At 64.6% G+C, this 14,321-nt stretch carries 12 protein-coding genes; 4 read left to right on the forward strand and 8 right to left on the reverse strand.

Going from position 1 to position 14,321, the window contains the following annotated elements; genetic code table 11:
- Positions 1-208: 208 nt before the first annotated feature.
- Together E4633_RS00365 and E4633_RS00370 are read right to left on the reverse strand one after the other, a co-directional pair.
- Entirely contained in the window at positions 209-682 is a 474-nt protein-coding gene (locus tag E4633_RS00365) for a GreA/GreB family elongation factor (protein WP_135868306.1), read from the reverse strand.
- Between the two features lie 84 nt (positions 683-766).
- On the reverse strand, positions 767-1,777 hold the full coding sequence (locus E4633_RS00370; protein WP_135868307.1) for a PilZ-like domain-containing protein: 1,011 nt from the start codon (positions 1,775-1,777) through the stop codon (positions 767-769).
- A 184-nt stretch (positions 1,778-1,961) separates the two neighbouring features.
- On the opposite strand from E4633_RS00370, the gene E4633_RS00375 reads away from it, so the two are divergent.
- From E4633_RS00375 to E4633_RS00390, 4 genes are all read left to right on the forward strand, one after another.
- The gene (locus E4633_RS00375; protein WP_129127160.1) at positions 1,962-2,270 is read left to right on the forward strand and encodes a cytochrome c3 family protein; all 309 of its coding nucleotides are present in this window, start codon (positions 1,962-1,964) and stop codon (positions 2,268-2,270) included.
- A gap of 315 nt (positions 2,271-2,585) precedes the next feature.
- Complete coding sequence (locus E4633_RS00380) at positions 2,586-4,592, forward strand: molybdopterin oxidoreductase family protein (protein WP_135868308.1); 2,007 nt, start codon at positions 2,586-2,588, stop codon at positions 4,590-4,592.
- Positions 4,593-4,729: 137 nt separating this feature from the next.
- Entirely contained in the window at positions 4,730-5,671 is a 942-nt protein-coding gene (locus tag E4633_RS00385; protein ID WP_135868309.1) for a chemotaxis protein CheV, read from the forward strand.
- Positions 5,661-6,701, forward strand: a complete 1,041-nt coding sequence (locus E4633_RS00390) for a TIGR04283 family arsenosugar biosynthesis glycosyltransferase (RefSeq protein ID WP_135868310.1) — start codon at positions 5,661-5,663, stop codon at positions 6,699-6,701. The genes E4633_RS00385 and E4633_RS00390 overlap by 11 nt, the downstream gene beginning before the upstream one ends.
- Here the strand turns inward: E4633_RS00390 and E4633_RS00395 are convergent.
- From E4633_RS00395 to odhB, 6 genes are all read right to left on the reverse strand, one after another.
- Positions 6,698-7,402, reverse strand: a complete 705-nt coding sequence (locus tag E4633_RS00395) for a response regulator (protein ID WP_246037848.1) — start codon at positions 7,400-7,402, stop codon at positions 6,698-6,700. The genes E4633_RS00390 and E4633_RS00395 overlap by 4 nt on opposite strands.
- Before the next feature lie 102 nt (positions 7,403-7,504).
- Positions 7,505-8,374 (reverse strand): diacylglycerol/lipid kinase family protein, encoded by an 870-nt coding sequence (locus E4633_RS00400; protein ID WP_135868311.1) that lies wholly within the window; start codon positions 8,372-8,374, stop codon positions 7,505-7,507.
- A gap of 93 nt (positions 8,375-8,467) precedes the next feature.
- Entirely contained in the window at positions 8,468-10,924 is a 2,457-nt protein-coding gene (locus E4633_RS00405) for a Lon protease family protein (RefSeq protein WP_135868312.1), read from the reverse strand.
- Between the two features lie 30 nt (positions 10,925-10,954).
- On the reverse strand, positions 10,955-11,572 hold the full coding sequence (lipB, locus tag E4633_RS00410; protein WP_135868313.1) for a lipoyl(octanoyl) transferase LipB: 618 nt from the start codon (positions 11,570-11,572) through the stop codon (positions 10,955-10,957).
- Between the two features lies 1 nt (position 11,573).
- The gene (gene lpdA, locus E4633_RS00415) at positions 11,574-12,980 is read right to left on the reverse strand and encodes a dihydrolipoyl dehydrogenase (RefSeq protein ID WP_135868314.1); all 1,407 of its coding nucleotides are present in this window, start codon (positions 12,978-12,980) and stop codon (positions 11,574-11,576) included.
- A gap of 51 nt (positions 12,981-13,031) precedes the next feature.
- The gene (gene odhB, locus E4633_RS00420; RefSeq protein WP_135868315.1) at positions 13,032-14,300 is read right to left on the reverse strand and encodes a 2-oxoglutarate dehydrogenase complex dihydrolipoyllysine-residue succinyltransferase; all 1,269 of its coding nucleotides are present in this window, start codon (positions 14,298-14,300) and stop codon (positions 13,032-13,034) included.
- Between the last annotated feature and the right edge of the window lie 21 nt (positions 14,301-14,321).

Consider the following 14,321-nt stretch of genomic DNA (forward strand, 5'->3'; position numbering starts at 1 on the left):
TGTTTCGGCCAAAAGGAAGATCGGTCGATATTTTCACTCTTCGGCGCGGGGCCCCTCTTCTTGAGCCTTTACGGAACTGCGTGGGAGAAATGCGGTCACGGCAGCCGCCGGGGTGCCGGTGCGCAGCAGGGGATGGCAAGGAAAGAAACGGGAGGGAACCGGGGGGGGGAAAAGCAGCGGCGCTCCGCATCAGGGAGCGCCGCGGGGACTACTGCGGTCTTTTCGAGGCGATGGCGGTTATCGTCACGGTGAGGTCTCCGGCCGGGCGCCTGATCAGCACCTCGTCGTCGACCTTCCTGCCGAGCAGCGCCTTACCCACGGGGGAGTCCACGCTGATCTTTCCCAAGCTCACGTCGAACTCGTCCGGTCCCACGAGCTGGTAGCTGCGCGCCTCCCCCTCCTCGTCCTCGTAGGTCACCCAGCAGCCGAAACTGACCGAGGCGGGGTTCAAAGGGGGGTAGACCACCTTCAGCACCTTGAGACGGTCCCCCAGGTGTCTAAGCTCGCGGTCGATCTCGCGCAGCCTTTTCTTCGAGTAGATGTATTCCGCGTTCTCGGAGCGGTCCCCTTCGGCCGCCGCGTCCGCCATGTTCTTCACCATGCGAGGGCGCTCGGTCTCCCAGAGGAAATCGTAACGGTCCTGAAGTCTCTTGCGCCCTTCGGCGCTGATCATGTTGGTCATGCTGATCCCCTCGTTGAACGGCAGTTGGCAAAGGGGGGCATCATAATAGACTTTCCGCCCCAAGGCAATACGGTACCGGAGGTTTCAGGGGTTGTCGAGGTGGCGGTACTTCCGGATCGACTGTTCGTAGGTCTTCTCGATCTGGTTGTCGGAGGGAGCCTTGCTGTAGGCTATGAGATAGCGGGCCGCGGCCCAGAGAAGGATGAGGAAGAGAAGCGTCCAGCCGCACCGGGCGATGATCTGGCGCCTGCCGAGCGGGGCGCGCGGCGTATCGGGGATTTCGTCCATCTCCCGTTTGTCGGCGACCTTGCGCATATGGGCGATCTGGACGGCGGAGATCTGCTTGAAGATGAGGTCGCGGTCGCGCTCGTCCAGAAAGAGGAACTGCATGCCGACGTCGTAGCGGGAGGAGCCGTCGCGCAGGGTCATGGGGGGCTTCACGTGGACCACCTGTCCCACGGCATGCACGAGCCGGGGCGGATCGAGGGGGAGGTGCAGTTCCAGGTTCAAAAGCTGGTCGGGACGCGCGGTCACCGGCATGCGCAGGCAGACCCCGCCGCCTCCCAGGTTCAACTGGGCCCGGAGCAGGTCGCACCAGTTGATCGGCTTGGCCGGCGCGAAGCGCGCCATGTGGGCGGCGATGACGAACTCGTCGTACCCCTGGAACTTCATCTGCTCCCGTTCCTTGCGCACCTCCCAGTCCCGCTCCACTTCCTTGCGGCCCGACTCGTCGGCGATGTCGTAGCGCACCCTGAGCGCCATCTCGGTCCTGAAAAACTGGCGCCGCTCGCGCAGGGTGAAGCTGCCGAAGAGCCGGATCTGCAGCACCCTCGCGCCAAGCTTGTCGGTGACGATGCCGTTGCAGGTGTAGCTGTCCTTGCCGCGCCAGACGCAAACGTCGAGGATGAAACCGATGTCGACCCGCACGTTGGCCGGCAGGACATCGCGGGATATCTGCACGAGGAGCATGTCACCGCCGGACTCGCTGATGACGCCCCAGTCCCGGAATACGCCTCCGCCGGAGAGCGGTATGCCGATCTCGATACGCATGCCGGACGCGAGCGCGTCCCGGTATTCGGCGTATTCGTCGTTCATGATGACCCTTTTTAATAAGAAAAAAACTAGTCCATCACATTAAACTGCAACTATGCCAAAATGCAAGGGGACAACCGGCCACACCTTGCGTTTGCAACCTATCGGTAACAGAGCCGTCTTGACATCGCGGTGGGGTGTGTTATCAACTTAAGGGCTTTTTTTACTAATGAACGAAGGGAGAACTATGAAAAAGATAACGATGATGGCGGCAGCCCTGGTGGTTGTCATGGCGGCGGCACAGGCGATGGCGGTACCGGCGGGCAAGAGTGTGGAGTGGAACACGGCGATGGGGAAAGTAACCTTCAAGGGTGACGACCATGCCGGCAAGGGGCTCAAGTGCAACGAGTGCCACAGCAAGATCTTCAAGATGAAGAAGGGTGCCGCCCAGATGAAGATGGCGGACATCAACGCGGGCAAGTACTGCGGCGAGTGCCACAACGGCAAGAAGGCGTTCAAGCCGGCCGGCAACTGCGCAAAATGTCACAAGAAGTAACCCTTCCCACTCTGCGCGTCCCCGGCCTGCCGGGGCGCGCACCCGTTTCATCCCCCTCGTGAATTTGAATAAAGACAAATCCCCCCTGTCCCCCCTTCGCAAAGGGGGAGACGTTAGGCCCCATACTGCGCTTCGTAGCACGTTGACTATCTTTCCCGGAACCATCACCTTCGCGGTGGACAGAAGAGGACCGGCACCTGCGGAGCCAGCCCCCGAGTGAGGCACATGAACAGCTTTTGTGTTGATCTGCAGCCGCAAAACACATAAAAAGGGACAGCCAGTTTCCGAAGCCGTTTCACCCCCAGGAGAAAAGAGATGAGCGTTGTTACCAAGAGATCGGTCTGCCCCTTCGACTGTCCCGACACCTGCGGCATGCTGGTGCAGGTGGAAAACGGCCGCGCGGTCGCGGTGAAGGGGGATCCGGAACATCCCTTCAGTCGCGGCACCCTCTGCCCGAAGATGCGCCACTACGAAAAGACGGTCCACTCGCCGCTGAGGCTCACCACGCCGCTCAAGCGGACCGGCGCGAAGGGAAGCGGCAGCTTCGCCCCCATCTCGTGGGAAGAGGCGATCGCGGAGGTGACCGAGCGCTGGCAAGGGATCATCAAGGAGCACGGGGCGGAGGCGCTTCTCCCCTACTCCTACGCCGGGACCATGGGGATCGTGCAGAGAAACTCCGGGCATCCCTTCTTCCACCGCATGGGGGCCTCCCGCCTCGACCGCACCATCTGCTCTCCCGCAAAGGGGGAGGGATGGAAGGCGGTCATGGGACAGACGGCGACGCCGCCGCCGGAGAGCGCGGGGAAGAGCGATCTCCTCATCCTCTGGGGGATCAACGCCGCGGCGACCAGCATCCACTTCCTGAACCAGGCGGGCGAGGTGCGCCGAAGCGGCGGCGAGGTCTGGCTCATCGACACCTACGAGACCCCCACCGCCTCGGCCGCCGACCGCACCTTCCTGGTCCGCCCCGGAAGCGACGGTGCGCTCGCCCTCGGCATGATGCACGTGATCGCACGCGACGGGCTCACCGATGCCTCTTTCATCGCGGAGCACGTGCTCGGCTTCGAGGAACTCGCGGCCCAGGTGCTCCCCGAATTCACCCCGGAGCGCGCCGCGGCACTTACCGGGCTCGCCGCCGAAGACATCGTTGCCATGGCGCACCGCTACGCAAAGGCAAAGGCCCCCTTCATCAGGCTCGGGAGCGCGCTTTCGCGCTACGGCAACGGCGCCATGACGGTGCGCTGCGTCTGCTGCCTCCCCGCGCTCGTCGGGGCCTACGGCAAGGAGGGGGGAGGATGCTTCCCGGACACCTCCACCGGCGCCGCCTTCCCGATGGAGCTCTTGACCCGCGAGGACCTGATCCCCGGGACGACGAGGCTCGTCAACATGAACCGGCTCGGGCACGCCCTGAACGAACTCGACGCCCCCCGCATCATGGGGCTCTACGTGTACCACTCGAACCCGGCCGCCGTCACGCCGGACCAGAACCAGGTCTTGAAGGGGCTCTCCCGCGATGACCTCTTCACCGTGGTGCACGAACGCTTCATGACCGACACGGCGCGCTACGCGGACATCGTCCTTCCGGCGACCTCGTCGCTCGAGCACAGCGACGTCTACCGCTCCTACGGCACCTACTGCATCCAGCGGGCGCAGGCTGCGGTCGCCCCGGTGGGAGAAAGCAAGTCGAACTGGGAGGTGTTCTCCCTGCTCGCGAAAGGCATGGGCTTCACCGAGGAGATCTTCACCCTGAGCGCGGATGAGATGATCGACCGGCTCCTCGCCGTCCCGAGACCGCTCCGGGAGGGGATCGACGAGGAGGCGCTCGCCCAGGGACGTCCGGTGACCCTCGCCGCGCGGAAGGGGGGGATCCTCACCCCGTCCGGGCGGATCGAGATCCTGAACGAGCGGCTCGAGGAGAAGCTGCCGCGCTACCTGCCGACGCACGAGGAAGCGGCACGCCTCCCCTTCCGGCTCATGACCGCACCGACGCCGTACGCGCTGAACGCGAGTTTCTACGAGCAGGAGGAGTTGCGCGGGAAGCAGGGGGGGATGCGCCTCAAGATGAACCCCGAGGACGCGGCCGGCAAGGGGCTCGCCGACGGGGAGCAGGTCGTCGCATGGAACGAGCTCGGGGAGGTCACCTTCACACTCGAGGTGACGCCGAAGGTGCCGTCCGGTGTCGTGGTCGCCGAGGGGGTCTTCTGGCTCGCCTTCGCGCCGGGCAGCCGTTCGGTGAACGCCCTCACCTCGCAGCGCCTCACCGACCAGGGCGGGGGGAGCACCTTCTACGACAACCGTGTCGATGTGCGCAGAGGCAATTGACGATTGATGATTGACGATTAACAACGGGACGGGGTGCCTTGCGGGGATTGCCGAGCATTTAGTGCAGATTTGCCTCATGCTTTGGCGCGTGCTGCCGATGTAGTCAGGAAAAGCGGCACGAAATAAGCGGGGGGCGTATGGAACCGAACAGCAAGATACTTCTGGAAAGCGGCACCAACGAGCTGGAAATAGTCGAGTTCAGGATCGATGAGATGGACGCCAAGGGGAACGTCATTCCCTGCTACTTCGGCGTCAACGTGGCGAAGGTACGCGAGATCATCCGCCTCCCGGAAATCCGCAGGGTGGTGAACGCGAACGCCTCGGTAAGCGGCATGATCAAGCTGCGCGACCAGGTGATCACCCTGATCGACCTGTCCCGCGCGCTCAACAAGAATACCGAGGGGATCCCGGCGGACCGGGTCATCGTCCTCGAGTTCAACCGGATCGTGGTGGGCATCCAGGTGCATTCGGTCTCCCGCATCTACCGCATCTCGTGGGAGAACGTGGAGCCCCCGGTCAAGGCGATCCACGATGCGAACATAACGGGCGTCGTGAAGATGGAGGACCGCATCATCCTGATCCTCGACTTCGAGAAGATCATAGGGGAGCTCTCCTCGACCATGGCGCTCGCCGCCCCGGGAGAGGACCTGATGCTCGCGCACTCGACCGCGAACCGCGGCGCGAAGACCATCCTGGTCGCCGACGACTCGGCCTTCATCAGAAGGACCATGTGCGGCTCGCTCAGGGAGGCGGGTTACCGGGTGGTGGAAGCGGAGAACGGCGAGGAGGCGTGGGAGCACGTGCAGGCGGTACGGGAGAAATGCAAGGCGAGCGGGGAGCCCTTCAGCAACCAGTTGAGCCTCGTCATCACGGACATCGAGATGCCCCGCATGGACGGTCTGCACCTGACGGCGCTGATCCGCAAGGAGGCGGACCTTGAGTATCTGCCGGTGGTCATCTTCTCGTCGCTTGCCAGCGAGGACAACAAGATGAAATGGCGCAACCTGGGTGCGAGCGACATCCTCACCAAACCGGACCTGCCGAACCTGGTGCAAAAGGCGGACACCCTTGTCCTTTGAGCCGTGCCCCGAGCTGTCGGTCGTCGTGCCGTTTTACAACGAGGCGGGGAACGTGACCCCCTTCCTCACGGCGCTCTCCCGGCAGCAGGGGGTACGCCTGGAGGTGATCCTTTCGGATGGCGCCTCCGGCGACCGCGGCAGGAATGAGGCGGAGCGGTTATCGGGCAAGCTTCCCTTCCCGGTCAGGGTGATCGGGGGGGAGAAGGGGCGCGCGGGACAGTTGAACCGCGGCGCCCTCGCGGCACGGGGGGCGACGCTCCTCTTCCTGCACATCGATTCTCACTTCGAGGACCCGCTCGCCCTGCGCAGCGGGCTCGATGCGCTTACAGCGGCGGGAGCGGCGCATGTTGCCGGCCGCTTCTCCCTCAGCTTCGACTTCGGTGGGCCGACCCCGCTCCCCTACCGTTTCTACGGACAAAAAGCGACCCTGGACCGCCCGGGATGCACCCACGGCGACCAGGGTTTTCTTATCGGCCGCGCCTTCTTCGAGGAGGCGGGCCCCTTCGACGCTGACCTGCCGCTCATGGAAGACACCTTTTTCGCCGAGCGCGTGCGAAAGATGGGGCGCTGGCTCCTCTTGCCGCCCCGCATCAGCACCTCGCCGCGCCGCTTCTTAGCCGAGGGGCTCCTCCCCCGGCAGTCGCTGAACGCGGTCCTGATGAGCCTCGCCCACACCGGCCATCTGCAGTTGATCCGCGACCTGAAGAGAAGTTACCGCAGCCAGGACACGACGGGGAAGCTGAGACTCAGGCCGGTTCTCGCGCCGCTCGCCGAGGCGATCCGCGCGCTGCCGCGTGCCGAGAGGCGCCGCCTGTGGCGCGAAACCGGCGCCTACGTGAGGGGGAACGCCTGGCAGCTCGCTCTTTTCCTGGACGTTCTCACCGGTGACGTGGAGGCGGGCAAGGGGGGAAGGTTTCTGCTTCTTTACGACCGCATCGTGGCGCGGTTCATCGCCAACCGCGCCGGGGACCTGGGTGCGGCACTGCTCACCAGGCTCTGGTTCCGACTCACCCTCACGGCCCTACCCTAGCGGATCCCCTCAACGAACCCCTTCAGCTCGTCGGCCTGCCACTGCTCCAGTTCGAGCAGTTCCACACCGAACCCCGCAGGAAGCCCCTTGTGTACCCGGCTCCCCTCCTCGTTCACCCAGGCCACCCGTCCCTGCACTTCTAAGAGAGGGAGCCGCTCCGTCTCCAGGTAGAAGGCGAGGCGCAGCTTCTGGTGCAGAAGGACCGTTTCGCGGCTCGCCACGAAGAGTCCGCCGTCGCCGATGTCGAGGGCGTGGGCGCCGACCGGGGTGCCGTCCAGGAGGAAAAGAAGCGGAACCTGGCAAGGGACCCTCTGCTCGCGTCGCTCAACGCCGGCGGTGTACTTGTGGGCCATCTCGAGGAAGAGACGACGGTCGACCGGCTTGGTGAGGAAGTCGTCGCAGCCGGCCTGGGCGGCGCGCGCCCGGTCCTGCTCGTTGCCCGCGGTGGTCAGCATGACGACGGGGACGCCGCAGAGGAAGGGATCGGCCTTGAGAAGGGCACAGCAGGAGATGCCGTCCATGACCGGCATGTTGAAGTCCATGAAGACCAGGTCGGGGGGATCCTTGCGGATCAACTCGAGCGCCTCCAGGCCGTTGCCGGCCGTGACGACGTCCACGTGGGAACACTTGAGGAAGCTCTTCTCCAGCTCCAGGATCAGCTTCGTGTCGTCAACCAGCATGATCTTCGCTTTGGTACTCACGCCTATTCCCTCCCGGTCAGTTCATATCAGCGGGAGCCGATGCAGCCGGCCACCCGTTCATTAATCAATATCATGGCAGGTTTGTCAAGATGACAACAGTTATTAGACCACGAGACGTACAAGTTCCGGAATGGTCCGGATGGTAAGCGGTGTCGGGCAGACGTAATCGCCGTCCAACTGTACCGCCTTCGCCCCGGAGAGTTCGAGCTGCACCGCGCTGAAAGAGGTGACGTTCCGGCTGTAGACGGCCGTGCCGTTTAAAAGCCCCATGGCGAGCCCCAAGTAGGCGAGGCGCCCCCCGCTGATGCAGAGCACCTGGAAGCCCGGGGTGAAGAGGTCCGCCTCGGGGGCGAGGAGAAAGTCCCCGCCGTACTTCGCGGCGTTGCAGACGATGACGCCGTGACAGGTGACGCTTTTTCCTCCCCCGGTGACGGTGAGCTGCGAGGCGTCCCAGTCCCTCAAGTTGCGCAGGGCGGAGAGAAGGTAGGCCCCCTTGCCGATGGCGCGTTTCTCGGAGAGGCGCACGTCGCGCACCACGGCGCCGTCGAAACCGGCGCCCGCCATGAGCACGAAGCGCCTCTTTTCGCCGTCGCGCTCAACCTCTCCCACGGAGATGGGGCGCGACTCGCCGCGCCCCAGGCGATCGAGGGCTTCGTCGATGGAGGAGATGTCGAGTTCGCGCGCGAGCACGTTCGAGGTGCCGAGCGGGATAACGCCGAGGGTCGCCGCCCCCGGGACGAGCCCGTTCAGGACGCCGTTGATGGTGCCGTCCCCCCCTGCCACCACGATGAGCGGTTCGCTCTCCTCGGTGCAGATGCGGGAGGCGAAGAGGACCGGATCGGCGGCGCTTTGCGTCGGCATGAGTGTGGGCTCGAGCCCGCGCCCCTTGAGCCCGGCCATGATCAGGTCGACCTTTTGCTGCGAAAAGGTCCCCGAGGTGGGGTTTACGATGAGGAAGCAGCGTCTGGACAAAAAAACACCTCCACGAAAAAGGGGCCGCAGTAGCGGCCCCCGGAAGGTAGCAAAAACAGTGTCTGATTACAAGGGGTTTGCAGGGGCTTACCGTTACGGATGCTCCGGCTCTTTGACCTGCTCGGGAAGTCGCGCCGGCTCGTCCTTTTCCCTTTCGGGCTGCTGGAACTTGCGCATGTTCTCGAGCATGGTCTTAAGCCTCTTCTGCACCAGGAAGTTGACGCTCCCCTCGGGGTAGCTGCCGTCCTCGGCGGGCCTGCCGGCAGGAACGCCGGTGAGGATCTCGATCCCCTCCTCGACCTCGGAAACGCTCCAGACGTGGAACATGCCGTCGGCCACCGCCTGCACGACCTCGTCGCTCAGCATCAGGTTCTGCTCGTTGATCTTCGGGATAACGACCCCCTGCTCGCCGGTCAGCCCCTTCGCCTTGCAGACGTTGAAGAACCCCTCGATCTTGTAGTTCACCCCGCCGATGGGCTGGATCTGCCCGTGCTGGTTGACGCTCCCGGTGACCGCGATCCCCTGCTTGACCGGCAGCCCCGAGAAGGCGGAGAGAAGGCCGTAGAGTTCGGCCGAGGAGGCGCTGTCACCCTCGATCCCCTCGTAGGACTGCTCGAAGCAGATGTGCGCCGAGAAGGAGAGCGGCTGTTCCTGCCCGAACTTCCCGGCCAGGTAGCCGGTGAGGATCAGCACCCCCTTGTCGTGGATCGGGCCGGAAAGCTTCACCTCGCGCTCGATGTTCACCATCCCGGCGCGCCCCTGGGAGACGCGTATGGTGAGGCGCGAGGGACGCCCGAAGGTGTAGTCTCCCATGGTGATCACGGAGAGTCCGTTCACCTGCCCGACGACGCTCCCCTTGGTGTCGCAAAGGATCACCCCCTGGGCGAGGAGTTCCTGGATGCGCTCCTCGATCCGGTTCGACCGGTAAGTGCTCTCCTGGATCGCCCGCTTCACCCAGCTGCGGTCAACGACCTGGGCGCCGTCGCGCTTTGCCCAATAGCTCGACTCCCGTATCAGGTCGGAGAGCTCCATGAAGTGGGAGGAAAGGCGCGTCTGGTCCTCGACCATGCGCGAGGCGTGCTCCAGGAGGGCGGCGACGCCGGTCGGGTCGAAGGGGAGGAGCCCTTCGTTGCAGCAGTGAGCCGCGACGAAGAGGGCGTAGTCCTGCATGACGTCCGGGGTGCGGCTGATGCGGCTGTCGAAATCGGCCTTCACCTTGAAGAACTTCCGGTAGTCCGGCTCGAGGTAGAAGAGGAGGTAGTAGACCCAGAGCGACCCGATCATGATGATCTTCGCATCCAACGGGATCGGCTCGGGTTTCAGGGACACCACGGTCATGAAGCGGTACTGCTCGAGGACGTCCTCGATCTTTATCTCCATGTTCCTGATGCAGCGCTTGAGCGACTCCCAGGCGAAGGGGTTGATGAGCACCTCGCGCGCGTCGAGGACGAGGTAGCCGCCGTTGGCGCGGTGCAGGGCGCCCGGCTTGATGAGGGTGAAGTTGGTGGTCGCCACACCTCCCATCTGCATGACGTTCTCGATGCGCCCGAAGAGGTTGTTGTAGGTCGGGTTCGACTCGAAGACCACGGGGGCGCCGAGGTCCGGGTTGTTCTCGACGAGGACGTTCACCTCGTAGCGCTCGAAGGTCGGCTCCTGTTTGGGAAGCTTCAAGCCCGGGATCTGCGGCGGCGCCGCCTGGGGCTTGAAATCCTCCAGGTTCAAAAGGAGGTCCTCCTGCACGCTCTCCAGGTACTCCTGGACCTTGGCGAACCCCTGGTACTTCTCCTTGAGCGGGTTCAGGTGATGCCCGACCGCGGCGAGCCCGAGCTCGCGGTCCAAAAGCGCCAGGGCGTCGCGCAGCGCCTTCTCGTTCTCGCGCACCTGGCGCAGGGCGTCGTTCAGCTTCTCGGTCAGCTCGCGCCCCACGGTGTCGAGCTTCTCCCGCTCGTCCTTCTCGAGCGCCTCGTACTCCTCCTGGGTGAAGTTGCGCCCCTCTTTTTGCGGCACGATGACGAGCCCGGAGACGGTGCGCTGCAGCGCGAAGCCCCGCTCGCCCGCCTCCGCCTCGAGCTCGGAGAAGATCTCGCCGTTTCGCTCCTGGAACTGCTCTATGATGCCGACCCGGTTGGTCTCGTACTCCTTGCTCTCGAGCGCGGTCGGGACGTTGGCGCGCATGTAGTCGAGGAGTTCGCGCATGTCGGCGGCGAAGCCACGTCCCATTCCCGCCGGAAGGGCGATGGCTATGGGCGCGTCCGGGGTGTGGAAGTTGTTCACGTAGCACCAGTCGCTTGGGGGGCAGGTGTCCTTGACGAACTTCTTCAACATCTGCCGGATGGTGGAGGTCCGTCCCGTGCCGGGCTCGCCGGCCAAGAAGATGTTGAAGCCGTTGCTGGGCATGCCCAGACCGAACTCGATGGCGGCAATGGCGCGGTCCTGGCTGATGTTGCGTTCGATGTTCGCGATCTCTTCGGTGGTCTTGAAATTGAAAAGGGCGGGGTCGCATACCCAGCGTAGCTTCTCTACGGGGACTCTGTTAGCGGTTTCGGACATGTGAGCCTCCTTGCAAGCGTTCGTGTGGGATTACAGGGACGGCAGGTGCGTGTTCAAAAGCGTCTCGAAGCGGGCAGTCGCGAGTCTCTTGAGCTCCCCTACCGCCACGGTCTCCCCGCATTCCAGGGATATGGAGGTGATGCGGCAGTCGCGCATACCGCAGGGGTTGATGCTTTTAAAAGGAGAGATGTCGGGGGCAACGTTCAGGCAGAAGCCGTGCATGGATACCCAGCGCCGGACGCCGACGCCGATGGCGGCGATCTTCCCCCCCGCGGTCCAGACCCCGGTCTTCCCCGGGATGGTGAAACCCGCGACGCCAAAATCGCCGCACATCCCGATGAGAAAGAGCTCGAGGAAACGGAGGTAGCGGTGCAGGTCGCGCCCGCGCCGCCCGAGATCCAGGATGGGATAACCGACCAGTTGGCCGGGGCCGTGGTAGGTGACGTCGCCACCCCGGTTGACCCGGTGCGCCGTTATGGCGGGATCAAGCAGGTTTCCGCTGTCGCCTCCCGCGCCGATGGTGTAGACGGGGGTGTGTTCGAGAAGGATGAGCGCCTCCTCCCCCCCCTGCTGCACCTCGCCGACCAGGCGCTCCTGCAAGGCGAGAGCCTCCGGGTAACCGATCACCGCCGCGTCGTGAACGACCATGTCAGCCGTGGATGGCGCGCTTGTCGAGGTCGAGCGCCGCCTCCTTCATCGCCTCGGAGAGGGTGGGATGGCCGTGCACGGTGAGGGCGATGTCCTCGCCGCTGCCGCCGAAACTCATCACGGTGACTGCCTCGGCGATCATGTCCGAGGCGCGGGGACCGAGGATATGCACGCCGAGAAGCCTCCCCCCCTTCTCCTCGGTGAGGAGCTTCACGAACCCTTCGGTCTCGTCCATGCATTTGGCGCGGCCGTTGGCCATGAAGTTGAACTTGCCCACCTTGTAGGCGATACCCTCTTCCTTGAGCGCCTCTTCGGTCTTGCCGACCGAGGCCGCCTCGGGCCAGGTGTAGCAGACGCCGGGGATGCAGCCGTAATCGACCTGGCTCGGCTCGCCTTGCATCCGCTCGACGCAGACCGCGCCCTCCTCCATGGCCTTGTGGGCGAGCATGGGACCGGCGATCAGGTCGCCGATGGCGTAGATCCCGGCGACGTTCGTGGCGTAGTCGGCGTCGACCTTGATGCGGCTGCCGTCCATCGCGACGCCGAGCCCCTCCAGGTTCAGCCCGCCGGTAAGCGGCCTGCGCCCGACCGCTACGAGGACCTTGTCGCAGAGGATCTCCTGCGTCTCTCCCTCACCCTCGATGCGCGCGGCGAGGCGTCCGTCCTTCTTCTCGACGCCGGCCACCTTGGCACCCAGCATGAACTGCATCCCCTGCTTCTTGAGCGAGCGCAGGAGCGCCTCGGCCACCTGACCGTCGCTCCCCGCGACGAGACGCGGCAACAGCTCAACCACGGTCACCTTGGCGCCGAGCCTAAGCCACACCGAGCCGAGCTCGAGGCCGATGTACCCTCCGCCCACGACGAGCAGGTGCTCCGGCACCGAGGTGAAACTGAGCGCCTCGCGGGCGGAGACGACACCGTCACCGTCAAAGGGGAGCGACGGGAGTTGCACCGCGTCGCTGCCGGTGGCGATGATCACCTTCTTGCCGGAGATGACGGTGTTCTGCTCCCCCTTCACCTCAACCCGGTGCGTGCCGTTTTCGGGCGAAAGCATGGTCGCCGTGCCGAGAAAGCTCGTGATGCCGTTCTTCTTGAAGAGATAGGCGATGCCGTCGGTGAGCTTCTTCACGACGTCTTCCTTGCGCGCCATCATGCGGGAGAGGTTTAGGGTGGGGGGCTGCACCTCGATGCCGTGGCCTGCGAAGCGGTGCAGCGCCAGGTGGTAGAGTTCGCTCGAGTCGAGGAGCGCCTTGCTCGGGATGCATCCCTCGTTCAGGCAGACGCCCCCCATGGAGCCGCGTTTCTCGACGACGGCGACCTTCATGCCGAACTGGGCGCCCCTGATGGCGGCAACGTAACCACCGGGGCCGGCGCCGATTACTATAAGATCGAAGGTTTCTTCGGACATGGTTTCCCTCCAGCTTGTAACGATTTCAGTTCCAGGTTGACTCTCATTTTCCTAGCACTCCAGCAGCATCTCCTCCGGGTCCTCGATGTACTCCTTGACCAGCTTCAGGAAGCCGACCGCCCCCTTGCCGTCCACGATCCGGTGGTCGTAGGAGAGGGCCAGGTACATCATGGGGCGCACGACGATCTGTCCGTCCACCACCACGGCGCGCTCCTGGATGTTGTGCATCCCGAGCACTCCTGACTGGGGCGGGTTCAGGATCGGGGTGGAAAGCATGGAGCCGTAGATGCCGCCGTTGGAGATGGTGAAGGTCCCCCCCTCGAGGTCGGAAAGGGCGATGCGGTTGGTGCGTACCTTTTCGGCGAACTCGGCGATGGCGAGCTCGATCTGGGCGAGCCCCATCTTCTCCGCATCTCTCAGCACCGGCACCACCAGGCCGCGTTCACCGCCGACCGCCACGCCGATGTCGCAGAAGTTATGGTAGACGATGTCGTCCCCCTCGATGCTCGCGTTCACGTCAGGGAACTCGGCAAGCGCGGCGCAGCAGGCACGCACGAAGAGCGACATGAAGCCGAGCTTCACGCCGTGGCGCTTCTGGAAGTGCTCGCCGTGCTTCTTGCGCAGCCTGATCACCTCGGTCATGTCCGCCTCGTTGAAGGTGGTGAGCATGGCGGTGTGCTGGCGCACGGAGACGAGGCGTTCGGCGATGCGCTTCCTGATCTGGGTCATCGGCTTGCGCACGATGCGCCCCTCTTCGGCCGCCTCCTTGGGGGCGGTTTTCGGTTGCGGAGGAGCAGGTGCCGCAGGGGGGGGCGTAACGGGCTGGCTGGGGGTAGCCGGCGGCGGCTGGACCGGGGCGGGCTTAACCGCGGCCGGCTTAGCCGCCTCGCCCTTCGTCGCCTGCGCCTTCATCAGGTCGTCGTTGGTGACCCGGCCGCCCCGGCCGCTTCCCTGGACCTCGCCCGGCTCTACGCCGAGCTCGCGGGCGAGCTTGCGACCCGAGGGGGACATAGGGGGGGCGGCGCCTTGTGCTGCAGCTTTCTGCGGGGCCTGCGCGGCCGCGGGTTTGGATGCCCCCTCCGTCTGCGCTGCGCGTGCGTCGATCGTCGCGATCACCGCTCCTATCTTCACCGTCTCCCCTTCGCCGGAGAGTACCGTCAGGACGCCGTCCGCGTCGCTGGTCACCTCCAGGGTCACCTTGTCCGTCTCGATCTCGCACAGCGGCTCGTCCTTGGCCACCACGTCGCCCGTCTTCTTGAGCCACCTGGCGATGACCGCCTCATAAACCGACTCGCCGACTGCCGGAACCTTGATATCCATGTGCATCTCCCTTTAACTGCC

The sequence above is a fragment of the Geomonas terrae genome, from assembly GCF_004791675.1.
Lineage (GTDB): Bacteria > Desulfobacterota > Desulfuromonadia > Geobacterales > Geobacteraceae > Geomonas > Geomonas edaphica.